The following is a 24,378-nucleotide window of genomic DNA, read 5'->3' as shown; positions in this document are numbered from 1 at the left end:
CATTCACCAATTCGGTACCCACCCAGGGCGCGAGATTTCCGGAGCCTCCTTTGCGTATTCCCTCCACCCAAGCCCTGCGCGCCCTCGACAGCTTCGCGCGCCACGGCAGTGTCTGGCGCGCCGCCGAAGAACTCTTTCTCACGCGCAGCGCCGTCAGCCATCAATTGCGTTTGCTCGAGCGCGATCTAGGCTTCGATCTCCTGGAGCGCAACGGCAAGGGCGTAATGCTGACCGCGCGCGGGCGCCACTATGCCAACGAAGTGCGCAAGGCGCTCACGGTGATCGGCGACGCCTCGCTACAATATGGCGGCAGGGGCGTCGCCGGCACGCTACAGGTGAGCTGCACCCCTGGTTTCGCATCGCTGTGGCTGTGCACCCATATCGCGGAATTCCAGGAGATGTACCCCGACGTGTCATTGCGCGTGGTGACGCCGCGGCGGCTCGACGACGTCTCCAATCCCGATGTCGACCTCTTCATCACCTTCGGTGATGGCAACTGGCCCAACCGGGCCGTCGAACTGCTGTGCGAAGTGCAGTTCACACCGTTGTGCAGTCCCGCTTTGCTCAACAAGGTCGGTGGTCTCAGCGAGCCCTCGGACGTGCTGAGGGCGCCGCTGCTTCACCTGGGCGACTTCGACGATTGGACGCGCTGGCTGGCGCTCGCCAATGTCGAGAATCCCAATGCCGAATGCGGCATGATCTTCTCCGACATGAATCTCGTCTTCGCCGCGGCCACCGCCGGCCAAGGCATCGCCATGGGAGACGAGTTGACCTGCAACACCGCCATGAAGGCCGGCCAGTTGGTCCGCCCCTTCGACCTCGCCATCAAGTCCCCCCGCTCCTATTTCCTGGTGATGGAGCATGCCAAGGCCGGCCATGCCGTGTCGCAGGCCTTCGCGGATTGGTTGAAGTCGGCTTTGGCGCAGACCAGCTCGACGCATCGTTCCAATTATGCTTGAGCGCCTGTAGCGGGCTACCCGTTGGGGTGAATCAAATTTTTCCCCAGAGGCAACAACATTCAATTGTCGTGAACGATAATCACGCTTAGGCTTTGAACGGTTTTCCGGGAGGATATGCATGGCGCAAAGCGGCGGGGTAGCGGCCGGCAAGGCAGCCGGTCATTCGAGCATCGAACACGCTGCCGAGATCCGGGCCCAAGGCATCGGCAAGACATTCGGCAAGTTCGCGGCGCTCAAGGACGTTTCGCTCACCATTGCCCGCGGCGAGTTCCTCACCCTGCTCGGGCCATCGGGCTCCGGCAAGACCACCTTCCTGATGATCCTCGCCGGTTTCGAAAAGCCCACCGTCGGTCGCCTCACCCGCGACGGGACCGATATCACCACTCTCTCCGCCGAAGAGCGCGCCTTTGGCATGGTGTTCCAGGGCTATGCGCTCTTCCCGCACATGACGGTGGAACAGAACATCGCCTTCCCGCTGCATATCCGGAAGATGCCCGGCGACGAGATCCGCCGCCGCGTCGGCGAGATGGTGACCCGCGTCGGCCTCTCCGGCCATGGCCACAAGCTTCCCTCCAAGCTTTCCGGCGGCCAGCAGCAGCGCGTGGCACTGGCGCGGGCGCTGGTGTTCGAGCCGCCTGTGCTCCTGCTCGACGAGCCCTTCTCCGCCCTCGACAAGAACATGCGCAACTCGATGCAGGACGAGGTCAAGCGCCTGCACGAGGAACTCGGCACCACCTTCATCTTCGTCACGCATGACCAGAGCGAGGCGATGGCACTCTCCTCGCATGTGGCAATCTTCAACCATGGCCAACTCCTGCAGGTCGGCACGCCGCAAGAGGTCTATGAGAAGCCGACCAACCGTTTCGTCTCGGAATTCCTGGGCGACATCAACCTCCTGCCGCTGCACGACGTCCAGCGGGAAGCCGGCAACGCCCGCGGCTCCTGCGATGGAGTCCTGCTCGACGTGCCGTCCCAGACCCATGTCGGCAAGACCGGCATCCTGGCCATCCGCCCGGAGCATATGGATATCTCGGTGACCCCTCAGGCGGACGCCGTCAATTGCCTGGCCGGCACCGTGACGGCTTCGACCTATCTCGGCTCCGCCACCAAACTGTCCCTTGCGACCAGGAGCGGCACGCCGGTCAGCCTGACCCTGCCGACGGACAAGGCGACACAAGCCCTGGCGAACGGGCCGGACCTTTGGCTTACCTGGCCGAAGAGCAAGGGCTTCCTGTTGCCCGAAGAGGCCTGAGCCCCAGTTCTATCCGACGGTAAATCCAACAAGAACAAGCAATTAAAGCATAATTCCCACCATCCGCCTTCAGAGACCCAACAGGGGAACATCGGCTATGAATGAAGCCTTCCAGAAAGACTGTCTCGAAATCCTCGCCTCGAAGGTCGAAGCCGGCCAGATCAGCCGCCGGCGCTTCGCCCAGCTCGCCGCCATGGTGCTTGCCGGCGCGCCCTTCGCCCTGCGCGCCGATCCGGCCCGTGCCGATGGCGGCCAGTTGGTGCTGGTCAACTGGGGCGGTGACGCAATCAAGGCCTACGATGCCGCCTATGGCCAGTCCTTTCTCAAGGATACCGGTATCACCGTAAAGGAGGATGGCAGCGGCCCGACCGAGGGCGGCATCATCGCCCAGTCCAAGAGCGGCAAGCCGACCTGGGACATCGTGGACGCCGACCCGTTCTCCGCCATTTCCCTGGGCAAGCAGGGCATGCTCGAGCCCATCGACTATAATGTGGTCGACAAGTCCAAGTTCCGGCCTGGCTTTGGCTGGGAGCATGCCTCCTCGACCTATTTCTTCTCCTATATCATCGCCTATGACGCCTCCAAATATGGCGACAAGGCCCCGACCGGCATGGCCGATTTCTTCGACGTGCAGAAATTCCCGGGCAAGCGTTCGCTCTACAAATGGGGCGCCGGCATGTGGGAGGCGCTCTTGCTGGGTGACGGCGTCGCACCCGAGAAGCTCTACCCTCTCGACCTCAAGCGCGCGCACGACAAGCTGGCCGCCTTCAAGGAAAACATCGTGTCCTATTGGGGTGGCGGCGCCGAGAGCCAGCAGGTGCTGCTGAGCGGCGATGCTTCGATGGCCCTGATCTGGTCGACCCGCGCCTCCATCCTGGAAAAGGATTCCGGCGGGCAGGTCAAGTTCATTTGGGACCAGGGCCTGATCTCGCCTGGTGCCATGGCGGTGATCAAGAACAACCCCGGCGGCAAGGACAATGCGATGAAGTTCATCGCCAGCGCGCAGGATCCCAAGAAGCAGCTGGTGATGTTCGACATGCTCGGACAGGGCCCCGCCAATCCGGCGACCGACGCCCTCATCCCCGCCGATCAGAAGCGCCTCAACCCGGTCGATCCGGTCAATATCGGCAAGCAGGTGGCGCTCGACATGAACTGGTATGCCGAAAATTACGGCGCGGCGCTGGATGCCTACACCAAGATCATTTCGGCCTGACCTTTCATCCACTGCCCGGGCAGGACCCAAGCCCGGGCAGTGAAGACATGCGAGAGCTTTCATGCACAAGCCTTTGTCTTCGCTCTCATTCCTGGTTCTGGCAGGACCGCTTCTGGCGTTCCTGACGTTGGTCTATCTCATTCCCTTCCTTGGCGTGGCCCAATGGAGCATCACGCTGCCCGAACCGGGATTGACGCAATATCAAAGGCTTGCCGGCGATCCCTTGGTGCTCTCGGTCTTCCTGCGCACCTTCCGTATCTGCGCCATGGTGACGGTAATCACCGTCATCGCCGCCTACATGATCGCCTATGTCTGGGTGCGCGGTACGCCGATGCAGCAGCGCCTGGCGGAACTGTGCATCCTCATCCCCTTCTGGATCTCGGTGCTGACCCGCGCTTTCGGCTGGCTCGCTTTGCTGTCCAATCGCGGCCTGGTCAACAGCTGGCTCCAGAGTCTGGGCTTCATCTCGGAGCCGCTGACGCTGGTGCGCAACGAATTCGGCGTCATCATCGGCATGTCGCATTTTCTTATTCCCTTCGCCGTGTTTCCGCTGGCCTCGGCCATGCGCAGCCTGGATGAGCGCGTCTTCCTCGCGGCACGCGGCATGGGAGCCGGTTCGATGCGCATCTTCTGGTCCGTTTTCGTGCCGATGACCTTTTCCGGCATCATCGGCGCCACGCTCATCGTCTTCGTGTTCGCCCTCGGCTTCTTCGTCACACCCGCCATTCTCGGCGGCGGCCGCAGCGTGATGGTGGCCGAACTCATCTATCTGCGCATGTTCCAGAGCCCGGACTGGGGCCTGGGCGCGGCGATCAGCGTCACGCTGGTGGTGATCGTGGCGGTGCTGATGGGCCTGCTGTTCCGCTATGCCCGCCTCGGCGATACGGGAGTGTCCAAATGACGTCGCACCGCCCCGGCCTGATCGCGCTCACCGCGGCCGCCCTCGTCGCCATTTTCCTGCTGCTGCCACTGCTGGCCGTGGTGCCGGTGTCGTTCACGGCGGCCCGCTATCTGTCGATGCCCAACGGTAATTATGCCCTGACCCATTACCGTACGCTCTTCACCAATCCGGACTGGGCCAATGCCATCCTGCTCAGCATCCGCATCGGCGTGGTCTCGTCGGCGCTTGCTACCACGCTGGCGACCTTGTTCTGCGTCGGCATCTGGATGTTCCGCCCCCGCTTCAGCGCGGCCCTTGTCGGCTTCGTGCTGCTGCCGATGATCGTGCCGCCGGTCGTTTCGGCGATGACGCTCTATTTCCTGCTCACGGGACTGTCCCAGGTCAGCTCCGCCATCGGTTTCGATACCTGGCTCGGCGTCGTGCTGGCCCATGTGGTGATGATCGTCCCCTTCTGCGTGGTGCTGATCCTGGTCTCGCTCAGCCAGGTCGACCGGCGCATCGATCTGGCCGCCCGCGGCATGGGCGCCAGCGTCTGGCAGCGCGCCACCAGGATCATCCTGCCCAACATCAAGTTCGGGCTGCTGACGGCGGCTATGCTCTCCTTCGTGCTGTCCTGGGAGGAAATCGGCGTCACCCTCTTCATCACCAGCGTGAACGCCATCACCCTGCCCCGGCTGATGTGGAGCGGCGTACGCGACAACATCGATCCGGCCATCGCCGCGATCTCCGTCATCCTGATCGTGCTGACCACGCTGGTGCTGGTCCTGCGCATGGTCTATTCGAGCCTGCGTTCCGCGCCGAAGCACTAAAAGGTTGCCCTGCCGCCTTTTGCCGCTGTCTCGACCGACGTTGCGCCCGTAGGCGGCAAACGAATCTTGCTCTATGGGAAGATCGCTGCAGCCTGGGGTTCGGGTTCGCATGGGGGCACCGCCGGCGGGCGGCTTGGGAGTTCAGTCGATGACCTATTGCGTCGGGATTTCGGTTCGCGAGGGCCTGGTGATGATCGCGGATACGCGCACCAATGCCGGCATCGACAACATCGCCACATTCCGCAAGCTGCACGTGTTCGAGGAGCCGGGCGAGCGCGTGCTGGCGGTTTGCACCTCGGGCAACCTGTCCGTTAGCCAGGCCGTATTGGACCACATCCAGGAGGGCCTGGAAAATCCCGATACCGGCGCCGTCGACACATTGATGAGCATGCCCAGCATGTTCAAGGCCGCTCAGTTGATCGGCCGGGCCATCCGCGCCGTCTACGCCACCGATGGCCGCAGCCTGGAGGAACATAACAGCCGCTTCGACGTGGCCTTCCTGTTCGGCGGACAGATCAAGGGCGGCAAGATGCGACTCTTCATGATCTATTCTGCCGGCAATTTCATCGAGGTTACGGTCGATACGCCCTATCTGCAGATCGGCGAGCACAAATATGGCAAGCCCATCCTCGACCGCGCCGTGAACTACGAGACGGAAATGCCGGATGCCCTCAAGGTCGGCCTGATCTCGATGGACTCCACCATGCGCTCCAATCTCGGCGTCGGCATGCCGATCGACATTCTCACCGTGCGGCGCGACGCGCTCAAATCCGAGATCAGCCATCGCATCGAGCCGGGCGAGCCCTATTTCCACGATTTGCGCGAACGCTGGTCGGCAGCCTTGCGGGCGGCCCACATCGCCATTCCCAGACCGCCCTACATCATCGGCAAGACAGGCGTGCTCGACACGCCCTGAACCATAACGCATCGGCGCATGTCCTACGGCCAGACAGCGGGACGCCGTGGAAAATCCGTCAAGTCTGGAATGAAGTTAAACAAGAACGTGATGGTTCGTGATCGCCTTGCCGGTCGCGCGGGCTGGAAAGACACCAGCGGGTGACCTAAGGCTGCTCTTCCCCTAGAGCAAAACGCTTTAGCCATCCACGGACGGAGCAGCATGTCACAACCATCGACGCAATCGACCCTCCAGGCCTATGCGCCGACCATCCTTTCCCTTGTTCGCATCGTCGCCGGCCTGATCTTCCTGGCGCACGGCACCCAGAAGCTGTTCGGTTTTCCGGCACTCCCGCCCGATCGCGAGATCGCGCTCTTCAGCCTGATGTGGTTCGGCGGCATTCTCGAGGCCTTTGGCGGTCTGCTCATCGTGATCGGCCTGTTCACCCGCCCCGTCGCCTTCATCCTTTCCGGGCAGATGGCGGTGGCCTATTTCATGTTCCACGCACCGAAATCCTTCTTCCCGGCGCTGAATGGCGGAGACGCCGCCATCCTCTATTGCTTCCTCTTCCTCTATTTCGTTTTCGCCGGCCCCGGATCGATCAGCGTGGATTCGGCACGCAGACGGTAGGATCGAACCGCAGCCACCATGCGGATATCCAGGTCCGCCATGGATCGACAAGGGGCGGATGAAGCGTTAGGTTGCGCTCCCTGAATCGGCGCGGGATTGAATTGGGTTGAAACCGAACCCATTTCGCCTGGGCCGATCCTCCTCGCCATGGAAATGGCCACCTCGGCCACCGGGGCTGGTCGCCTGGAACAGGAAGCGTGGTCACGAAACGCTTGTTGTTCCGGCCCCTCCATTCCAAATGCAGCGCGCTTCCCGGGCCTTTGCCCGATCGCGCGATGCATGGTGAGGATCATGGCCAATACCGGGCCCGTGCCGGTCGTTCATGCGATCCGGCATAGGCCTGTCTCCGCCCGGACTGGATGAATGAAATCGACGCTGCTTTCGATCGCCCTGATCGCCCTTACCCTGACACCTGCTCTAGCGCGCCAGAACAACCGGACCGAAGCCGGTCTCGCCAAACTGGCTCCCGCCGATCGGTTTCAGCAGGCCTGCGACATTGAATTGATGGAAAGGCTGCGCCACGAATCCCGGCCCTACAAACCCGACAGCGTCATCGCCTATGCGCTGGGGGATCCCCATGTGACGGGCGACACCCTCAAGGGCGATGGCGGCGCCTTCCGCAGCGGCGGGATCTGGTACCAATATTCCTTTAGCTGCGAAGCGACACCCGATCGCATGAAGGTGATATCTCTGGACTACAGGATCGGCGAAGCCGTGCCGCGCGACCAATGGGATTCCCACGGCCTCTCCATCCACTGATCCTTCGCAACCTCCGGCGGCGAGCAGACATGAGCCGAGCAGACATGAGCAAGGACGGTTCGATCGGCATCATCCGCCGGATCCAGCGTTTTCCGGTCAAATCCATGGGCAGCGATGCCCTCGACACGGTGGAGCTGCGCTGGAACGGCCTGGCGGGCGACAGGCAATATGCCTTCGTGAAAACCAATGACCGCGGCCGCTTCCCCTACCTCACTGGCCGGGATCTGCCGGATCTGCTGCGCTATCGCGCCCGCTACCTCAAGCCGGAAGATCCCAAGGCCTCGGCGCTAACCGTGGCCTCGCCCAAAGGCGGCGAATACGACATCGACGATCCTGCTTTGTGCCGGGAGTTGAGCGAGGCCGCCGGCGAGCCCGTGCATCTGATGCAACTCGGGCGGGGCCATTTCGACAGCGCCGTCCTCTCGCTGGTCAGCACGACCACGGCAGGGCGCCTGGCGCAGGCCCATGGCGACGACATCGATCTGCAGCGTTTCCGCATCAACCTCCTTGTCGAACCCACGGATACCAAGACCTGGGAGCGCGACTGGCTCGGCAAGCGGGTCGCCATCGGCAATCAGGAGGTCCGGCTGCGCACCGACCGGCCGATCGACCGCTGCGTGATGATCACCCTCGACCCTCAGACGGCCCAGCGAACGCCTGCCATCATGAAGACGGTCGCGCGTCAGTTCGCCAACCAGATCGGCATTTACGGCACCGTGGAGCAGCCCGGGCCGATCAGCCAGGGCGACAGCATCCGCTTCATCGAAGCGTAATTGCTTACGGGGTTTGCGCCGCCCTCAAACAGGACTTGTCCGAACCGCCAGTCTCATACCAAAAGCCTCGAAAATGCCGACGCATTCTCGGCTGGTAATTGCTTAAGGTCGTCCAGCCCCTCAACGGTAGGAGGTGAGCAGTTACCGCGGCTTGAACACCTGACGATTTTCAACACCAAATCAAAAATTTGGCGAAAATCGCCTGAAGAAACCGAGAGTCACTTTCAATGGCTCCTGGTATCAGAAGACCGCCAGAGCGCCCTGGAACATCAGATAGCCGAGGCCGGCCGTGATCAGCAGGCCCACGCTGGTGGCGACATAGCCGGCGAGGATCACCGCGCCGTCGCGCTCCACCAAGCCGAGACCGAGGATGCAGATCGGGATACCGAGCGGGATAGCACCGATGACCGGAATGGCCGGAAGCAGTGCCAGGCCCAGGACAAACCCGACTATGCCGATGATACGACGCGAGCGTGCATCGGCGAAAGGCGCCAGGCGAGGCGTGGCGAACCGCTCGACCCACTGGATCCACGGCTCCGCCCTGGTGACGAGCCGCTGCAGATCCTTTCGGGCGAAACTGCGGCGGGCCAGGAATTGCGGCAACCATAGATTGTCGCGGCCGAGGATCATCTGTGCGGCGATCAAAGTAATGATGAAACCGCAAACGGTGGCAAGGCCGGGAATGGGCAGGCAGATCGGTATGCCGAACAATAGGAACAGAATACCGAAGGCGCGGTTGCGCATGGCGGCCGTCAGGTCACCGAAATAGATACGGTCCTCTCCTTCCGCCGAAGCGATAGCCGCAAGGAGTTCGGATGTTCTGGGGTTACGCGGTTCCAAAATAAGGCTGACTCGTGAGATCCTTGCCGGGCTTATAGTGGGACTCTGCGACAATTTCGAGATGATTGTGGTGTCCAATTCCAAACTGGGCGTCGCACACGTCATTTGCGGATGGGTGTTGTGCTTTTGCCGCACAGTTCCCTTCGCAGCACAGCGTACCATGCTGCATCGCAAGGACTTCGCACTCGTGCTTTCTTGTCGCAGGGGCCCGTTCGCCTGCTTTGTTCGAAAAATCGAAAAAATCGCGAAAAACCCCGTGAAAACGGCCCTCAACTTTTCAAGCTTGTCACTTGACCACCGAAAAGAGGGGGTCCAGACTGGAATTATTCCGATCTGCTATATGAGAGTCTTCCGTTCAGGCCGCCAAATGAATGACGGCGAACATAGAGAGGACAACAGATCGCGAACCGGTTGGAGGACCCCATGGCTTCCGTTTCGCTTCTCGTCAATGGACGGGAAATTACGGCTGATATTGATCCACGTACATTGCTTGTCGATTTTCTGCGCGAGCATCTGAGGCTTACCGGCACCCATGTCGGCTGCGATACCAGCCAGTGTGGTGCCTGCGTGGTGCATATCGACGGCAAGGCCGTCAAATCCTGCACCACCCTCGCCGTTCAGGCCAGCGGCGGCTCAGTGACCACCATCGAGGGTCTCGCCAATAATGGCCAGCTCCACCCGATGCAGGAAGCTTTCAGAGACAATCACGGCCTGCAATGCGGCTTCTGCACGCCCGGCATGATCATGACCTCGGTTGCCATGGTCGACCGGCTCGGCGGCGATCTCGACGAGACCACCATCCGCCATGAGCTCGAAGGCAATATCTGCCGCTGCACGGGCTATCACAACATCGTCAAGGCGGTGGCGGCAGGTGCCAAGGCGATGACCGAAGGCGAAACGCTACAGGCGGCCGAATAACCCTATTCTCTCCTGGGATGCGTCACCTCGAACAAGTTTGGCGGCCTATAGGCACCATCGGCTGACGCTCCAACCTCGAGCTTTTCATCGACTCTCTCGGCGAAGCCTTTGTTTGCCGGGGATTATTCCAATCCTGATGGGGAGAGAATGTTATGAACGCCACAGGCGTGGGCGCACCGGTGCGCCGCAAGGAAGATTTCCGCTTCATTACCGGCAAGGGCAACTATACCGGCGACATCAATCGCCCGGGGCAGGCCCATGCCTATTTCCTGCGCTCGCCGCATGCCCATGCGGCGATCAAGTCGATCGACATCGGCGCGGCCCGCAAGCTGCCGGGTATCATCGAGATCCTCACCGGCGAGGATCTGGCGCAGGACAAGATCGGCGGCCTGATCTGCGGCTGGATGATCCACTCCAAGGACGGCTCGCCGATGAAGGCCGGCGCCCATCCGGCCCTGGCGCAGGGCAAGGTGCGCTATGTCGGCGATCACGTCGCCGTCGTATTGGCCGAGACCCTGGCCCAGGCCAAGGACGGCGCCGAAGCCATCAACGTCACCTATGAGGCACTCCCTTCCAGCGCCGATACCGCCAAGACCCAGGCCAAAGGCGCGCCCCAGGTCCACGCCGAAGCCGAGAACAACACGGTGTTCCAGTGGCACCTCGGCGACAAGGCGGCCTCCGACGCGGCCTTCAAGGCCGCCAAGCACATCACCAAGCTCGACATCGTCAACAACCGGCTGGTGCCCAATGCCATCGAGCCGCGTGCCGCGCTCGGTGATTACGATTCCGGCACCGAGGCCTATACGCTCTACACCACCTCGCAGAACCCGCATGTCGCCCGCCTGGTGCTCTCGGCCTTCATCGGCATTGCGCCCGAACACAAGCTGCGCGTGATCGCCCCCGACGTCGGCGGCGGCTTCGGCTCCAAGATCTTCATCTATGCCGAGGAGACGGTGTGCGTGTGGGCCGCCAAGCGCATCGGCCGGCCGGTGAAATGGACCGGAGACCGCACCGAGGCCTTCCTGGCCGACGCCCATGGCCGCGACCACGTCACCCACGCCGAACTCGCCGTCGACGCGAACAACAAGATCACCGGCCTGCGCGTCCACACCATCGCCAATCTCGGCGCCTATCTGTCGACCTTCTCCTCCAGTGTGCCGACCTATCTCTATGCGCCGCTGTTGTCGGGGCAGTACGATATTCCGGCTGTTTATGCCGAGGTCGACGGCGTCTACACCAACACCGCCCCCGTCGACGCCTATCGCGGCGCCGGGCGGCCGGAGGCGACCTTCGTGGTCGAGCGTCTGGTCGAGGTGGCGGCGCGCGAACTCGGCCTCGATCCCGCCAAGTTCCGCAAGAAGAACTTCGTGAAGTCCTTCCCGCACCAGACTCCGGTGATCATGACCTATGACGCCGGCGATTATAATGCCTCGCTCGACAAGGCGATGGAGCTGCACGACGTCAAGGGTTTCGGCGCCCGCCGCCGTGCCTCCGAGCGGGCCGGCAAGCTGAGGGGCCTGGGCTATTCGGCCTATATCGAGGCTTGCGGCATCGCGCCCTCGGCCGCCGTCGGCTCGCTCGGCGCCGGCGTCGGCCTGTGGGAATCGGCGGAGATCCGCGTCAATCCGATCGGCACCGTCGAGGTGCTGACAGGGTCGCACAGCCACGGCCAGGGCCACGAGACGACCTTTGCCCAGTTGGTCTCCGACCGGCTCGGCATTTCCATCGACTCCGTCGCCGTCGTGCATGGCGATACCGACAAGGTGCAGTTCGGCATGGGTACCTACGGCTCGCGCTCCGGCGCGGTCGGCATGTCGGCCATCGTCAAGGCGGTCGACAAGGTCATCGCCAAGGGCAAGAAGGTCGCCTCCTATGTGCTGGAAGCGTCGGAGGGCGACATCGAGTTCAAGGATGGGCGCTTCTCGGTGGCCGGCACCGACAAGGGTCTCGCCTTCGGCGAGGTGGCGCTGCAGGCCTATATCGCCCATAAATTCTCCGGCCAGGACCTCGAGCCCGGCCTGAAGGAAGGCGCCTTCTACGATCCCACCAACTTCACCTTCCCGGCGGGCGTGCATATCTGCGAAGTCGAGATCGATCCCGATACCGGCGTCACCACCATCGACAAATGGACGGCGGTGGACGATTTCGGCGAACTGATCAACCCGATGATCGTCGAAGGCCAGGTGCATGGCGGCATCGCCCAGGGCGTCGGCCAGGCTCTGCTCGAAGGTGCTGTTTATGACAAGGACGGCCAGCTCCTGACCGCTTCCTTCATGGATTATTGCATGCCGCGCGCCGACGACCTGCCCTCCTTCAATGTCGGCATGACCAAGACAGTCTGCCCCTCCAACCCGCTGGGCATCAAGGGCTGCGGCGAGGCTGGTGCGATCGCGGCACCACCAGCGGTGATGAATGCCATCACTGACGCCATCGGTCTCGAAGACATTGCCATGCCGGCCTCCCCCCAGGTCGTGTGGAACGCCGTCCAGCGCGCCGCCAAGGGCAAGAAAGCCGCGGAATAAACGGAGGCGGGTCTTTGGACCCGCCTGGAACCACGAACCGATCAAGCAAGGCGGGTCTTAAGACCCGCCCCCCAGTCTAACCGGGAGCCTCCCATGTATCCGTTCACCTATCAGCGCCCGACTTCCGTCCGGGGAGCCGTCGCCGCCCTCGCCAAGGCCGAGGACGCCAAACTGCTCGCTGGCGGGCACACCTTGCTGCCCACCATGAAGCAGCGCCTCGCCAGCCCCACCACCCTGATCGACCTCACCAAGATCGAGGGCCTCAGCGGCATCGAGGTGAAGGGCCGAAACCTCATCATCGGGGCCACCACCACCCATGGCGAGGTGGCTGACAGCGCCACTGTCGGCGAAGCCATCCCGGCGCTCGCCGCTCTTGCCGGCATGATCGGCGATCCGGCGGTGCGTTCGCGCGGCACCATCGGCGGCTCGATTGCCAACAACGATCCCGCCGCCGACTATCCGGCCGCCGCCCTGGCTCTCAACGCCACCATCATCACCAACAAGCGCAAGATTCCGGCCGACGAATATTTCACCGGCCTGTTCGACACCGCGCTGGAGGAAGGCGAGATCGTCACCAAGATCTCCTTCCCCATTCCGGCCAAGGCTGCCTACCAGAAGTTCCCCAATCCCGCTTCGCGCTACGCCCTGGTCGGCGTGTTCGTGGCCAAGAAGGGAAGTTCGGTACGGGTCGCCGTCACTGGAGCCGGCGCCGACGGCGTGTTCCGCCACACCAAGGCGGAAGAAGCCCTGTCGTCGCGCTTCCACGCCAAGTCGCTCGATGGGGTGAGCCTGTCGTCGAAGGGGCTCAATGGCGACATTCACGCCAGCGCCGACTATCGCGCCCATCTGATCGGCGTTCTGACCAAGAGAGCCGTGGCCGCGGCGAAGTGAGGTAAGCCGAGAACGCGAGCGTCCTCTGGGATCGCAGGTGTCTCGCCTGCTCTTGGCAACGGGACGCTCGCGGAAAGGAAGATGCAGGCGAGACGCCTGCGGTCCCAGGATCATGCCCGAACCAGAATTCTTCACGGATCTTGCGAAAACCCGCCTTGAAGTGGTGATCGCCAACATCACCACGCTCGCGGTGGACGCCATCGTCAATGCCGCCAACACCTCCCTGCTCGGCGGAGGGGGTGTGGACGGCGCCATCCATCGTGCCGCCGGACCGGAACTGGTGGCCGAGTGCCGCATGCTGAACGGCTGCAAGGTCGGCGATGCCAAGATCACCGGCGGATACCGGCTGCCGGCCCGCCACGTCATCCATACCGTCGGCCCGGTCTTCAACGGCGGCGGCCAGGGGGAGGCGGCGAGGCTCGCCTCCTGCTATCGGCGCAGCCTGGAAGTCGCTGCTGCCAACGCCATTGCCTCCATCGCCTTTCCGGCCATCTCCACCGGGATCTACCGCTATCCCGCCGACGAGGCGGCCGGCATCGCCATCGCGACCGTGACCGATACCCTGCCGTTGCTCACGGCGCCCCCTTCGCTGATCGTGTTCTGCTGCTTTGACGCGGGCACGGCCATCCATTACCGCCAGGCCTTCGCGGATGCGGGCCTCGCCCCCTTCTGATGCCGGAGGGCTCAAGAACCGATATCCCACGGTTTCGCTTCGACCTGACGGGACTCGTCCTCTAGAGCAAAGTGCGATATCTCTGAATCGTACTTTGCTCTAATTCTTTGTTTTTACGTGTTTTCTTAATCGAAAAGTCTTTCAACTTTTCTGGAAAACACTCTAATGCCGGCAGATTTCAGGAGTTTGCCTTGCCTACCCCCCTTCCCGCTTCCATCGACGCAACAGCCGCCCTGCTCGCCGAGGCCGATTACGTGGCCGGACGAGACCTTGCCACCGTTTTGTTCCTTGCCCTGCGCATGGGCCGACCGCTCTTCCTGGAAGGGGAAGCCGGCGTCGGCAAGACCGAGATCGCCAAGGTGCTGTCCGCGACGCTGGGACGCCCCTTGATACGCCTGCAATGCTATGAAGGCCTCGACATCGCCTCGGCGGTGTATGAATGGAACACCATGGCGCAGATGATCGAGATCCGCCTGGCCGAGGCCGGCGGCAGCGTGGACCGCGCAAGCCTGGGCTCCGATCTCTTCTCCGAACGCTTCCTGATCGCCCGGCCCATCCTGGAGGCTGTGCGCCCTCAGGCCGGTGGTGCGCCGATCCTGCTGATCGACGAACTCGACCGCACCGACGAAGCCTTCGAAGCCTATCTCCTGGAGGTCCTCTCGGATTTCCAGGTCACCATCCCCGAATTCGGCACGGTCAAGGCGGAATCCCCGCCCATCGTGGTGATCACCTCCAACCGCACCCGCGAGATCCATGACGCTCTCAAGCGGCGCTGCCTCTATCACTGGGTCGACTACCCCAGCGCCGAGAACGAGCTCGAGATCCTGCGCCGCAAGGTACCCCATGTACCGGCCAAGCTGTCGCGCGAACTGATCGGCTTCGTACAGGCACTGCGCCGGGAGGACCTGTTCAAGTCCCCGGGCGTCGCCGAGATGCTGGATTGGGCCACCGCCCTGACCGAGCTCGACGCGGTGGCGCTCGATCCCGCCCTCGTCTCCGACACGCTCGGCGTGCTCCTGAAATATCAGGACGACATTGCCCGCCTCTCCGGCAGCCAGGCCAAAAGGCTGATCGACAGCGTCAAGGCCGGGGCGCAGACCCATGCCTGAAGGTTGCAGCTTCCTGGCCGAGACGCGCGTTCTTTACCCTCTCCTGGAGAGGGAGGGGCGACGCGAAGCGTCGGGGTGGGGTGAAAAGGTGCGCTCTTGCCGGACTTGGATTGGCGAGACGGAATTCTTGCGAGGTGGTCACCCCACCCCGAACCTCCGGTCCGACCCTCCCCCTCCAGGAGAGGGTAGAAAGTCGTCCCGTTCATCCATGGCGGGAGTGGATGATGGCTGACCCCATGCCAATCACGCCCAGCCGCCTTGCCGACAACATCGCCTATTTCGGCCGCTTGCTGCGCGACGCCGGCCTGCCGGTCGGCCCCGCCAGCGTGCTCGATGCCATCCGGGCGGTGGAGACGGCAGGCCTCGGCGCCAGGCAGGATTTCTACTGGACGCTGCACAGCGTTTTCGTGACGCGGCATGAGCAGTCCCTGCTGTTCCGCCAGGCCTTCGAGTTGTTTTGGCGCCAGCGTGCCCTCACCGAAAAACTCATCGCCATGATGTCTCCCCAGGCGGTGGCGATGAAGGAACCGCCCAAACCCAAGGCCGGTGCCCAGCGCGTCAACGACGCCTTCTACAAGGAACCGCCTCGCGAGGTGGAGGAAAAGCAGCTCGTCGAGTTCGACGCGCGTCTGACCATGTCGGAGCGCGAGATTCTCAAGCAACGGGACTTCGCCCAGATGACCGCGGAGGAAATCGTCGCGGCCAAGAAGGAGATGGCGCAACTGCGGCTGCCCTTCGACATCCAGCCGACGCGCCGCCTCAGGCCCGGGGGCAGTGAGGTCATCGACCTGCGAAGGACATTGAGGGCTGCCATGCGCAGCGGCGGCGATCTCGTCACCATCGCCTATCGGCAAGCCGGCGAGAAACACCCGCCCCTCGTGGCGCTTTGCGACATATCCGGCTCGATGGCGGATTATTCCCGCCTGTTCCTGCATTTCCTGCATGCGATCTCTGAAAAGGGCCGGCGCGTGCATGCCTTCGTCTTCGCCACGCGGCTGACCAACATCACCCGGTCCCTGCGCACGCGTGACCCGGACGAAGCACTCGAACATGCCTCCCGTGCCGTCAGGGACTGGGATGGCGGCACCCGCATCGCCCATTGCCTGGAACGTTTCAACAAGGACTGGTCGCGCCGCGTGCTCGGCCAGGGCGCCACGGTGTTATTGATCACGGACGGGCTGGAGCGCCAGGTCGATCCCGGCCTCGCCAAGGAGCTCGATCGCCTGCATCGCTCCTGCCGTCGCCTGATCTGGCTCAATCCGCTACTGCGCTTCGATGCCTTCGAAGCACGGGCCGCCGGCATCAAGGCCATGCTGCCGCATGTTGACGAATTCAGGACCATTCACAATCTGAGGAGCATGGGCGATCTGGTGAAAGCCCTCGACCGCAAGGCCGATGCCTCAGCCGATCCCAAGAGTTGGTTAAAACGCGTTGGTTGACGGGCAATACAGTTCACTTAAGGAGGAAACCTTCCGAATTGTCATAGCCGGGCTTGCCCCCAACCGGACCGGTTGTCCGGTGTAGATCCACAAGCCACCCGCGCAACAGAGGCCAAGCCTGGATTGCGGGGTCAAGCCTGGATTGCCGGGCCCTAGCCCGGCAATGACAAAGGTTGTGCAAACTCCAAGACGCTCAAGTGAACTGCATTGCGGCTGAAAGCCCTGTTTCAAGGAGCAATTTCGATGAGTGATACTGCCAGCAATTTCGCCTCCGACACCGACATCCTCGCCAGCGCCCAGCACTGGCGGGAACAGGGCAAGGGCGTCGCCATCGCCACCGTGGTGGAGACCTGGGGCTCGGCGCCACGGCCGACGGGCTCGAACCTCGTGATCGACGAGGACGGCAATTTTCTCGGTTCCGTCTCCGGCGGCTGTGTCGAAGGTGCGGTGGTCACCGAAGCACTCGACGTCATCCAGCAAGGCAAGCCGCGCCTGCTCGAATTCGGCGTCGCCGACGAGACCGCCTGGCGGGTCGGCCTGTCCTGCGGCGGCACCATTCGGGTCTATGTCGAGAAACTGGACTGAAGGCCCCCTTCTTTCGCAACATTCCCGCAGGCTCTGCCATGAAACTTGCCACCCTCCAGGCCCTCAACCAGGCCAAAGCCGCCCGCAAGGCCGTTCTTCTCGTCACCGATCTCGACACAGGTGAGGAACGTCTGGTCGAGGAAAGCGCGATCCCGGCCGATCCGCTCGCCTCCGTGCTTTCGCAGCAATTGCGGCAGGGTCGCTCCGCCACGATCGAGCAGGACGGCAGGCGCCATTTCATCACTGTCCACGTGCCGCCGGTACGTCTGGTGATGATCGGCGCCGTCCATATCAGCCAGGCCCTGGCGCCCCTGGCCCGACTCGTCGGCCAGGATCCGATCATTGTCGACCCGCGCACCGCTTTTGCCACGCCCGAGCGCTTTCCCGGTGTCAAACTGTTCGCCGAATGGCCCGATATCGCCTTGCCTCCCCTCGGCATAGACCGTTACACCGCCTTCGTCGCCCTGACCCACGACCCGAAAATCGATGACGGAGCGCTGATACATGCGCTCGAACGCGATTGCTTCTATGTGGGAGCGCTTGGTTCGCGCAGGACGCATGCGCGCCGCATCGAAAGGTTGTGCGAGGCCGGGGTTGGCGAGGCGGCGCTGGCACGTATCCATGCGCCTATCGGCCTCGACATCGGTGCCATCAGCCCGGCCGAGATCGCCGTCTCGATCATGGCCGAGATCACGAGCGCACTTCGATTGGAAAGCGGCGAGAGGCAACCCAGGCCACCCGCCCTGTCAAAACCCTGTTACAAGTGATTGTTTTTTCATGTTTTTCGGTGAAATTTCTATCGATCAGGCTCTAGGCGGCGTTGCTGTCCATTCGATCCGCAAGGGCGGGCTGGTCCTCAAGAAAGGCACGCATATCCGGCCGACCGAAATCGAAGCGCTGCGCCGCGAAGGGGTCGAGTCCATCGTCATCGCCAGGCTCGATCCCGGCGATGTCGGCGAGGACATTGCCGCCGAGCGCATCGCCGCAAAACTGAGAGGCCATGGCGTGCGAGTAGCCGAGCCTTTCACCGGCCGGGCCAATCTGTTTGCCGAACAGGCCGGCGTGCTGGTAATCGATCGCGACGGCGTCGACAGGGTGAACGCCATCGACGAGAGCATCACCTTCGCAACTCTCCCCGCTTTCGATACGGTCAAGGCCGGCGAGATGATTGCGACGGTCAAGATCATCCCCTTTGCGGTCGAGGCTCCGACATTCGAGCGCGCGCTCGCCAGCCTGGGTGCCCCGATCATCCAGATCGCTCCCTTCCGCCCGCTCAAGGTCGCCGCCGTCTCCACTCTGCTTCCCGGCCTGAAGGAAGGCGTGATCGCCCGCACCCTCCAGGTCCTGAAAGAGCGCCTGGCGCCGGCCGCGGCCAGGCTCGTCCTCGACGAAAGGGTGCCGCACCAGGCCCCTGCCCTGGCGCAGGCGCTCGAGCGCGCCAAGGCGGCGCAGGCCGATCTCACCATCATCTTCGGTGCCTCGGCCATTGCCGACCGGCGCGACGTCATTCCCGCGGCCATCGAGATATCGGGTGGCGCCGTCGAACATTTCGGCATGCCGGTCGATCCGGGCAATCTCCTGCTGCTGGGGCGTTCCGGCACGATGTCTGTGCTGGGCGCACCCGGCTGCGCCCGCTCGCCCAAGGAAAACGGCTTCGACTGGATCCTGCATCGACTGCTGGCCGGCCTGCCGGTCACGCGCGCCGACATCGTCGGCCTCGGCGTCGGGGGCCTGCTGATGGAGATCGTCAGCCGTCCGCAGCCGCGCGCCGCCGCCGAAAAGCCGGCCGCGAGCCCTCCGACCGTCGCGGCCATCGTCCTTGCCGCTGGCCGCTCCACGCGCATGGGCGGGCCGAACAAGCTGCTGGAGGACTATGCCGGCAAGCCGCTCGTCCGTCACGCGGTGGAAGCGGCGCTTGCCAGCCGGGCCAGTTCGGTCACGGTGGTCACAGGCCATCAGCAGGCGGAGGTTCGTGCTGCCCTTGCGGGGCTGGCTGTTACCTTCGTGCATAATCCGGCCTTCGCAGACGGCCTCTCCACCTCGGTGCGCGCCGGCATTGCGACCCTTCCTGTCGAATGCGACGCGGCCCTGATCGCGCTGGGCGACATGCCGCTGGTGGATGGCGCCCTGCTCGACCGGCTGATATCGGCCTTCGAACCCGACAAGGGTGCCCTCATCGTGCTCCCCGTCACGCAGGGGCAGCGCGGCAACCCGGTGATCTGGGCGCGGCGATTCTTCGATGAGCTGCAAGCCATCGAGGGCGATGCCGGCGGCCGACAGATTCTCAAGGCGAACAGCGATGCGGTGGTCGAGATTCCCGTCTCTTCGATCGCCGCGAGCTTCGATGTGGACACCCAGGAGGCGCTAGCGCGGTTGCGACAAATCCCAACCTGACATTTTGTTGCTAAGCCCGGCGCCGACGCTTTCGTCTACACAGTATGTGCGCAATTATTCAGCAACATTCTTTCCCTTGATGAAGGATAGTATGGCTATCGAAATTTTTGTGTGGATCTAGACGAAATCTAACAGCCATTACACGTTTGTACGACTGGAGCCATTCAGCCGCTAAATCGTTTTTTCGGCGTTACTAGGTCAAAATTGACGCTTCCGGCGCCAGCCGACGCTATAAAATTCGCCGGGCTGCATAAATATTTCGTGATTTCCAGAAACTTCGCCTTCGAGACCACCACGGTGATTGTCAGTTTGCAAAGCGCTTGCTATGACAGGAAATCGTCGAATGACTGCCTGTCTCTTAGGCAAAAATCCCGCCAAAGGGAGACCAGGAGAAGCAAGGACGGCGTCGACAGAGGGGAAAGTTTGTAGACGATGGCAGAGTTTTTACAGCAGCTCATCAACGGGCTGGCGGTAGGATCGCTATATGGTCTCATCGCCGTAGGTTACACGATGGTGTTCGGCATCATCGGCATGGTGAACTTCGCTCATGGCGATCTGTTCATGCTCTCAGCGATCATCGCCTTCATCTGTTTCGTGATCCTGGTCACCTTGCTCGGCCTTTCATCGGTCATCGTGGCCTTGCTGGTGGTGATGGCAATCGGCATGGTCCTCACCAGTGTCTGGAACTGGGCCATCGAGCGCATCGCCTACCGTCCTCTGCGCGGCTCCTTCCGCCTTGCTCCCCTGATCTCCGCCATCGGCGTCTCCATGGCACTGTCGAACTTCGTACAGGTCAGCCAGGGCGCCGAGTCCAAGGCGATCCCCCACGCGGTAGACGCCGCCCTCAGCGCCAAGTACCAGATCTGGTCGGAGGTCTCGGCGGACGGGCGCGCCATGGACGCCTCGCTCTCTCTCAAGGCCATCCTGATCTTCGTCACCACCGCCGTGTTGCTGGCGATCTTCTGGTACATCGTGTCCAGGACCTCGCTCGGCCGCGCCCAGCGCGCCTGTGAGCAAGACCGCAAGATGGCCGCCCTGCTGGGCGTCGATGTCGATCGCACCATTTCCATCACCTTCATCATGGGTGCGGCCCTGGCCGCCGTTGCCGGCCTGATGTTCCTGGTGCTCTATGGCTCCGTGAACTTTCGTGACGGCTTCGTGCCTGGTGTGAAGGCCTTCACCGCCGCGGTGCTCGGTGGCATTGGCTCCCTGCCCGGCGCCGTGCTGGGCGGCATGCTGATCGGCCTGATCGAGAAACTCTGGGAAGGTTCCTTCGAGGGCGACGTTGCGGCCTATCGCGACGTCGCGGTGTTCTCCGTGCTCGCCATCACGCTGATCTTCATGCCGCAAGGCCTGCTGGGACGCCCCGAAGTGGAGAAGGTGTGATCATGGCCGCAACCGGCACCACGCGTATTTCATCGGCCGAGCTGTTCAAGGATCTCATCTTCTGGGCTGTGATCTCCACCTGCATGTTCCTGCCTGTGGTGGGGCTGACGACCTATTCCGACCAGGCGACCAACAGTTTTCGCTTCAACCTCCTCAATCCCGATTTTGGCTTCGGCAAGCGCTTCGGCGGCTTGATCACCACCGCCGTCCTCGTCGGCCTCATCGTCCTGATCCGCCTGTTCGTCCTGCTGCGCCCGCAGCGCCCGGAACACAAGGCGCCCTCCAAATTCGCGGCGACCATGACACGGATCGGCATGTCGCCCTGGGTGATGTGGTTCGGCGCCGGGCTTGCCGTCGTCTTCCCGCTGGTCATGCTGTGGGGTCTCGGCGACAAGGGGTCTCTGAAGTGGATCGACAGCTACGGCATCCAGATCATGATCTACATCATGCTGGGTTGGGGGCTGAACATCGTGGTCGGCATGGCCGGCCTGCTGGACCTGGGCTATGTCGCCTTCTATGCCGTCGGCGCGTATTCCTACGCGCTTTTGTCCGTCTATTACGGCATGACCTTCTGGGAGTGCCTGCCGATCGCGGGCTTCCTCGCCGCACTCTGGGGCATCATCCTCGGCTTTCCCGTGCTGCGCCTGCGCGGCGACTATCTCGCCCTCGTCACGCTCGCCTTCGGTGAAATCATCCGCAGCGTGCTGGTGAACTGGAAATCCTTCACCCACGGCAATGACGGCATCACCTCGATCAAGCCGCCCACCTTTTTCGGCATCCCCTTCACCGCCGGGCCGAACGGTTTTGCCAAGACCTTCGACCTCGCCTTCTCGCCGATCTACGGCAAGATCTTCTTCTACTATGTCATTCTCATTCTCGCGGTGATGACGGCCTATATCACCAGCCGTATGCGCCGGCTGCCGGTTGGCCGCGCCTGGGAAGCGTTGCGCGAAAACGAGATCGCCTGCCGCTCGCTCGGCATCAACACCACCACCACCAAGCTCGCGGCTTTCGCCAGCGGTGCCTTCTTCGGCGGCCTCGCCGGTGCCTTCTTTGCAGCCAAGCAGGGCTTCATCAATCCCGAGAGCTTCGTGTTCCAGGAATCGGTGATGGTGCTCGCCATCGTGGTGCTCGGCGGCTCGGGCAGCCTCCTCGGCGTGGTCGTGGCCGCCATCCTGCTCGTCGGCGGCTCGGAGATCCTGCGTGAACTCACCTTCATGAAATGGATCTTCGGACCCGATTTCGACCCGAGCCAGTATCGCCCTATGATCTTCGGCCTCGCCATGGTCTCGATGATGCTGTGGAAGCCGCGTGGTCTCATCTCCAATCGCGCTCCGACCGTCTATCTGAAGGAACGCAAGATCGTCTCCGGCGCCCTTGTACAGGAAGGTCACGGATGAGCGCGCCCGGGAACAACGACATGATCGACCCTGCCCTCGCCTCGCACGCCCATCCTGAACAGCACTGGCATGGCGATCCGATCCTCAAGGTCGAGAAGCTGACCATGCGGTTCGGAGGCCTTACCGCCGTCAACGCCGTCTCGTTCAATTGCGGCCGGGGCGACATCACCGCTTTGATCGGCCCCAACGGTGCCGGCAAGACCACGGTGTTCAACTGCATCACCGGCTTTTACAAACCAACGGAAGGCCGGATCGGCCTGCGTCACGGTTCGGCGGCGGCCTGGGACGAATTCGACGCCCTGACCGCCACCACCCTGCAAAAGCTCAGCCATGGCCAGGATACGCTCTATCTGCTTGAGCGCATGCCAGACTTCATGGTCTCCCGCCAGGCAAAGGTTGCCAGAACCTTCCAGAACATCCGCCTCTTCGCAGGCATGACGGTTCTGGAGAATCTGTTGGTCGCCCAGCATGTTCACCTGATGCGCGCGTCGGGCTTCTCCGTCTTCGGCATTCTCGGCCTGCCCACCTACAGCCATGCCGAGAAGGCCGCGGTCGAGAAGGCGAAATACTGGCTCGACAAGACCGGCCTGATGGCGCGTGCTGACGATCCGGCTGGCAGCTTGCCCTATGGCGACCAGCGCCGCCTGGAGATCGCCCGCGCCATGTGCACCGAGCCGGTCCTGCTTTGCCTGGACGAACCGGCAGCCGGCCTTAATCCGAGGGAAAGCCTCGACCTCAACAAGCTGCTGCGCACGATCCGTAACGATCACGAGACCTCTCTTCTCCTGATCGAGCACGACATGTCCGTGGTCATGGAGATTTCGGACCATGTGGTGGTGCTCAATTACGGCACCAAGATCTCTGACGGCACGCCCGAGCAGGTCCGCAACGATCCTGCCGTGATCGCCGCCTATCTCGGCACCGACGAGGAAACGGAGAGTTGAACATGTCCTCGCCCCTGCTGACCGTGCGTGGCGTCCACACCTATTACGGACAGGTGCACGCTCTCAAAGGTGTCGACGTCGACATCAACCCGGGTGAGATCGTCACCATCATCGGCGCCAATGGCGCCGGCAAGTCCACCTTGATGATGACGGTTTTCGGCTCGCCCAAATGCCGTGTCGGTTCGATCTCCTTCGACGGGCAAGACATCACCGATATGCCGATGCATGAAATCGCCCGGCTGCGCATCGCCCAGTCCCCCGAGGGACGGCGCATCTTCCAGCGCATGACGGTCTACGAGAACTTGCAGATGGGTGCCGAGATCGACGGCAATGCCCATTTCGCCGAGGACCTCGAGCGCATGTATACGCTCTTCCCCCGTCTGAAAGAGCGTGCCAGCCAGCGTGGCGGTACACTTTCAGGTGGCGAACAGCAGATGCTGGCGATCGCCCGCGCCCTGATGAGCCGGCCTCGGCTCTTGATGCTGGACGAGCCCTCGCTCGGCCTCGCGCCTCTCATCGTCAAGCAGATCTTCGACGCGGTGCGGGTGCTCAACGAGACTGAGAAATTGACCGTTTTCCTCGTCGAGCAGAATGCTTTCCATGCGCTGCGGCTAGCGCATCGAGGCTATGTCATGGTCAACGGCGCGATCACCATGTCCGGCACCGGCAAGGAACTGCTCGCCCGGCCCGAAGTGCGCGCAGCCTATCTGGAAGGGGGTCATTGAGATGGAAACCTATCTCTATGAGGACAAGCTGTTCGTCTTCGTGCTCGTCACCTTGCTGATGGGTGGCTGGGCCGCCTGGATGACCGGCAAGGCCAGCGCCTCGACCTGGAGCCGCTACCCGATCTTGTTCTTCTATCTGGTGCTGCTGACCATGGCCGTGCGCTTCCTCCACCAGGCGCCGTTCGGGGGCAACATGTTTTCCCCCTATTACTTCGTGGTCGATCTCGTCATCATCCAGCTCATCGGCCTCCTGTCTTATCGCGTCCGGCTCGCCAAGCAGATGGTCGGCAAATATGGCTGGATGTTCCAGCGATCGGGAGCACTTGGCTGGGGCGCACGCTCGAGCGGGGAATGATCGAAT

At 62.7% G+C, this 24,378-nt stretch carries 24 protein-coding genes; 23 read left to right on the top strand and 1 reads right to left on the bottom strand.

The window, feature by feature from the left end:
- Positions 1–50: 50 nt before the first annotated feature.
- The 9 genes from ACZYTC_RS06645 to ACZYTC_RS06605 all read left to right on the top strand — a co-directional run bounded on the left by ACZYTC_RS06645 (position 51) and on the right by ACZYTC_RS06605 (position 8,191).
- Positions 51–959, top strand: a complete 909-nt coding sequence (locus ACZYTC_RS06645) for a LysR substrate-binding domain-containing protein (RefSeq protein WP_488989153.1) — start codon at positions 51–53, stop codon at positions 957–959.
- A gap of 118 nt (positions 960–1,077) precedes the next feature.
- Positions 1,078–2,211, top strand: a complete 1,134-nt coding sequence (locus tag ACZYTC_RS06640; RefSeq protein WP_441773488.1) for an ABC transporter ATP-binding protein — start codon at positions 1,078–1,080, stop codon at positions 2,209–2,211.
- Between the two features lie 97 nt (positions 2,212–2,308).
- Positions 2,309–3,424, top strand: coding sequence for an ABC transporter substrate-binding protein (locus ACZYTC_RS06635; protein ID WP_441773487.1), 1,116 nt, complete (start codon positions 2,309–2,311; stop codon positions 3,422–3,424).
- 61 nt (positions 3,425–3,485) lie between these two features.
- Positions 3,486–4,325, top strand: a complete 840-nt coding sequence (locus ACZYTC_RS06630; RefSeq protein WP_434956834.1) for an ABC transporter permease — start codon at positions 3,486–3,488, stop codon at positions 4,323–4,325.
- Positions 4,322–5,134 (top strand): ABC transporter permease, encoded by an 813-nt coding sequence (locus tag ACZYTC_RS06625; protein ID WP_434956835.1) that lies wholly within the window; start codon positions 4,322–4,324, stop codon positions 5,132–5,134. The genes ACZYTC_RS06630 and ACZYTC_RS06625 overlap by 4 nt, the downstream gene beginning before the upstream one ends.
- A 148-nt stretch (positions 5,135–5,282) precedes the next feature.
- Positions 5,283–6,050 (top strand): proteasome-type protease, encoded by a 768-nt coding sequence (locus ACZYTC_RS06620; protein ID WP_434956836.1) that lies wholly within the window; start codon positions 5,283–5,285, stop codon positions 6,048–6,050.
- 201 nt (positions 6,051–6,251) lie between these two features.
- Positions 6,252–6,659, top strand: coding sequence for a DoxX family protein (locus ACZYTC_RS06615; protein ID WP_441773486.1), 408 nt, complete (start codon positions 6,252–6,254; stop codon positions 6,657–6,659).
- Between the two features lie 363 nt (positions 6,660–7,022).
- Positions 7,023–7,418, top strand: a complete 396-nt coding sequence (locus ACZYTC_RS06610; RefSeq protein WP_434956838.1) for a DUF930 domain-containing protein — start codon at positions 7,023–7,025, stop codon at positions 7,416–7,418.
- Between the two features lie 29 nt (positions 7,419–7,447).
- Positions 7,448–8,191 carry an MOSC domain-containing protein gene (locus ACZYTC_RS06605; protein ID WP_441773485.1) on the top strand — a complete coding sequence of 248 codons (744 nt, stop codon included), beginning with the start codon at positions 7,448–7,450 and terminating at the stop codon, positions 8,189–8,191.
- A gap of 240 nt (positions 8,192–8,431) precedes the next feature.
- On the opposite strand, the gene ACZYTC_RS06600 is transcribed toward ACZYTC_RS06605, so the two are convergent.
- Complete coding sequence (locus tag ACZYTC_RS06600) at positions 8,432–9,031, bottom strand: exopolysaccharide biosynthesis protein (RefSeq protein ID WP_441773484.1); 600 nt, start codon at positions 9,029–9,031, stop codon at positions 8,432–8,434.
- 423 nt (positions 9,032–9,454) lie between these two features.
- Between ACZYTC_RS06600 and ACZYTC_RS06595 the strand changes: the two genes are divergently transcribed.
- The 14 genes from ACZYTC_RS06595 (at position 9,455) to ACZYTC_RS06530 (ending at position 24,372) form a co-directional block, all read left to right on the top strand.
- Entirely contained in the window at positions 9,455–9,949 is a 495-nt protein-coding gene (locus ACZYTC_RS06595) for a (2Fe-2S)-binding protein (RefSeq protein WP_441773483.1), read from the top strand.
- 152 nt (positions 9,950–10,101) lie between these two features.
- A complete protein-coding gene (locus ACZYTC_RS06590; RefSeq protein ID WP_488989152.1) occupies positions 10,102–12,471 on the top strand; it encodes a xanthine dehydrogenase family protein molybdopterin-binding subunit in 2,370 nt (789 codons plus the stop codon).
- A 93-nt stretch (positions 12,472–12,564) separates the two neighbouring features.
- Positions 12,565–13,362, top strand: coding sequence for an FAD binding domain-containing protein (locus ACZYTC_RS06585; protein WP_488989151.1), 798 nt, complete (start codon positions 12,565–12,567; stop codon positions 13,360–13,362).
- A 112-nt stretch (positions 13,363–13,474) separates the two neighbouring features.
- A complete protein-coding gene (locus ACZYTC_RS06580) occupies positions 13,475–14,035 on the top strand; it encodes an O-acetyl-ADP-ribose deacetylase (RefSeq protein WP_488989150.1) in 561 nt (186 codons plus the stop codon).
- Positions 14,036–14,226: 191 nt separating this feature from the next.
- Positions 14,227–15,144 (top strand): AAA family ATPase, encoded by a 918-nt coding sequence (locus ACZYTC_RS06575; protein ID WP_434956845.1) that lies wholly within the window; start codon positions 14,227–14,229, stop codon positions 15,142–15,144.
- Positions 15,145–15,380: 236 nt separating this feature from the next.
- The gene (locus ACZYTC_RS06570) at positions 15,381–16,583 is read left to right on the top strand and encodes a vWA domain-containing protein (RefSeq protein WP_488989149.1); all 1,203 of its coding nucleotides are present in this window, start codon (positions 15,381–15,383) and stop codon (positions 16,581–16,583) included.
- A 243-nt stretch (positions 16,584–16,826) separates the two neighbouring features.
- Positions 16,827–17,168, top strand: coding sequence for an XdhC family protein (locus ACZYTC_RS06565; protein ID WP_434956847.1), 342 nt, complete (start codon positions 16,827–16,829; stop codon positions 17,166–17,168).
- Between the two features lie 38 nt (positions 17,169–17,206).
- Positions 17,207–17,935, top strand: a complete 729-nt coding sequence (locus ACZYTC_RS06560) for an XdhC family protein (RefSeq protein ID WP_488989148.1) — start codon at positions 17,207–17,209, stop codon at positions 17,933–17,935.
- Positions 17,936–17,945: 10 nt separating this feature from the next.
- Positions 17,946–19,562 (top strand): NTP transferase domain-containing protein, encoded by a 1,617-nt coding sequence (locus ACZYTC_RS06555; RefSeq protein WP_488989147.1) that lies wholly within the window; start codon positions 17,946–17,948, stop codon positions 19,560–19,562.
- Positions 19,563–19,994: 432 nt separating this feature from the next.
- On the top strand, positions 19,995–20,948 hold the full coding sequence (locus ACZYTC_RS06550) for a branched-chain amino acid ABC transporter permease (protein ID WP_434956850.1): 954 nt from the start codon (positions 19,995–19,997) through the stop codon (positions 20,946–20,948).
- A 2-nt stretch (positions 20,949–20,950) separates the two neighbouring features.
- The gene (gene livM / locus ACZYTC_RS06545) at positions 20,951–22,348 is read left to right on the top strand and encodes a high-affinity branched-chain amino acid ABC transporter permease LivM (RefSeq protein WP_441773477.1); all 1,398 of its coding nucleotides are present in this window, start codon (positions 20,951–20,953) and stop codon (positions 22,346–22,348) included.
- A 20-nt stretch (positions 22,349–22,368) separates the two neighbouring features.
- The gene (locus tag ACZYTC_RS06540; protein WP_434959651.1) at positions 22,369–23,292 is read left to right on the top strand and encodes an ABC transporter ATP-binding protein; all 924 of its coding nucleotides are present in this window, start codon (positions 22,369–22,371) and stop codon (positions 23,290–23,292) included.
- A 2-nt stretch (positions 23,293–23,294) separates the two neighbouring features.
- On the top strand, positions 23,295–24,017 hold the full coding sequence (locus ACZYTC_RS06535) for an ABC transporter ATP-binding protein (protein WP_434956852.1): 723 nt from the start codon (positions 23,295–23,297) through the stop codon (positions 24,015–24,017).
- Position 24,018: 1 nt separating this feature from the next.
- On the top strand, positions 24,019–24,372 hold the full coding sequence (locus tag ACZYTC_RS06530; protein WP_488989146.1) for a DUF6867 family protein: 354 nt from the start codon (positions 24,019–24,021) through the stop codon (positions 24,370–24,372).
- Positions 24,373–24,378 lie beyond the last annotated feature (6 nt).

The sequence above is a fragment of the Labrys sp. F242 genome, from assembly GCF_057813875.1.
The sequence above is the reverse complement of the archived record's forward strand: the minus strand, read 5'-3'. Positions and strand labels throughout refer to the sequence as shown.

What these genes read in the sequence shown, in the direction of transcription:
- ACZYTC_RS06640 (WP_441773488.1), top strand. Translation starts at nt 1,078, where the DNA reads ATGGCGCAAAGCGGCGGGGTAGCGGCCGGCAAGGCAGCCGGTCATTCG.
- ACZYTC_RS06535 (WP_434956852.1), top strand. Translation starts at nt 23,295, where the DNA reads ATGTCCTCGCCCCTGCTGACCGTGCGTGGCGTCCACACCTATTACGGA.
- ACZYTC_RS06570 (WP_488989149.1), top strand. Translation starts at nt 15,381, where the DNA reads ATGCCAATCACGCCCAGCCGCCTTGCCGACAACATCGCCTATTTCGGC.
- ACZYTC_RS06610 (WP_434956838.1), top strand. Translation starts at nt 7,023, where the DNA reads ATGAAATCGACGCTGCTTTCGATCGCCCTGATCGCCCTTACCCTGACA.
- ACZYTC_RS06560 (WP_488989148.1), top strand. Translation starts at nt 17,207, where the DNA reads ATGAAACTTGCCACCCTCCAGGCCCTCAACCAGGCCAAAGCCGCCCGC.
- ACZYTC_RS06595 (WP_441773483.1), top strand. Translation starts at nt 9,455, where the DNA reads ATGGCTTCCGTTTCGCTTCTCGTCAATGGACGGGAAATTACGGCTGAT.
- ACZYTC_RS06580 (WP_488989150.1), top strand. Translation starts at nt 13,475, where the DNA reads ATGCCCGAACCAGAATTCTTCACGGATCTTGCGAAAACCCGCCTTGAA.
- ACZYTC_RS06550 (WP_434956850.1), top strand. Translation starts at nt 19,995, where the DNA reads ATGGCAGAGTTTTTACAGCAGCTCATCAACGGGCTGGCGGTAGGATCG.
- livM (WP_441773477.1), top strand. Translation starts at nt 20,951, where the DNA reads ATGGCCGCAACCGGCACCACGCGTATTTCATCGGCCGAGCTGTTCAAG.
- ACZYTC_RS06585 (WP_488989151.1), top strand. Translation starts at nt 12,565, where the DNA reads ATGTATCCGTTCACCTATCAGCGCCCGACTTCCGTCCGGGGAGCCGTC.
- ACZYTC_RS06565 (WP_434956847.1), top strand. Translation starts at nt 16,827, where the DNA reads ATGAGTGATACTGCCAGCAATTTCGCCTCCGACACCGACATCCTCGCC.
- ACZYTC_RS06630 (WP_434956834.1), top strand. Translation starts at nt 3,486, where the DNA reads ATGCACAAGCCTTTGTCTTCGCTCTCATTCCTGGTTCTGGCAGGACCG.
- ACZYTC_RS06615 (WP_441773486.1), top strand. Translation starts at nt 6,252, where the DNA reads ATGTCACAACCATCGACGCAATCGACCCTCCAGGCCTATGCGCCGACC.
- ACZYTC_RS06590 (WP_488989152.1), top strand. Translation starts at nt 10,102, where the DNA reads ATGAACGCCACAGGCGTGGGCGCACCGGTGCGCCGCAAGGAAGATTTC.
- ACZYTC_RS06635 (WP_441773487.1), top strand. Translation starts at nt 2,309, where the DNA reads ATGAATGAAGCCTTCCAGAAAGACTGTCTCGAAATCCTCGCCTCGAAG.
- ACZYTC_RS06625 (WP_434956835.1), top strand. Translation starts at nt 4,322, where the DNA reads ATGACGTCGCACCGCCCCGGCCTGATCGCGCTCACCGCGGCCGCCCTC.
- ACZYTC_RS06555 (WP_488989147.1), top strand. Translation starts at nt 17,946, where the DNA reads ATGTTTTTCGGTGAAATTTCTATCGATCAGGCTCTAGGCGGCGTTGCT.
- ACZYTC_RS06620 (WP_434956836.1), top strand. Translation starts at nt 5,283, where the DNA reads ATGACCTATTGCGTCGGGATTTCGGTTCGCGAGGGCCTGGTGATGATC.
- ACZYTC_RS06605 (WP_441773485.1), top strand. Translation starts at nt 7,448, where the DNA reads ATGAGCCGAGCAGACATGAGCAAGGACGGTTCGATCGGCATCATCCGC.
- ACZYTC_RS06540 (WP_434959651.1), top strand. Translation starts at nt 22,369, where the DNA reads ATGATCGACCCTGCCCTCGCCTCGCACGCCCATCCTGAACAGCACTGG.
- ACZYTC_RS06530 (WP_488989146.1), top strand. Translation starts at nt 24,019, where the DNA reads ATGGAAACCTATCTCTATGAGGACAAGCTGTTCGTCTTCGTGCTCGTC.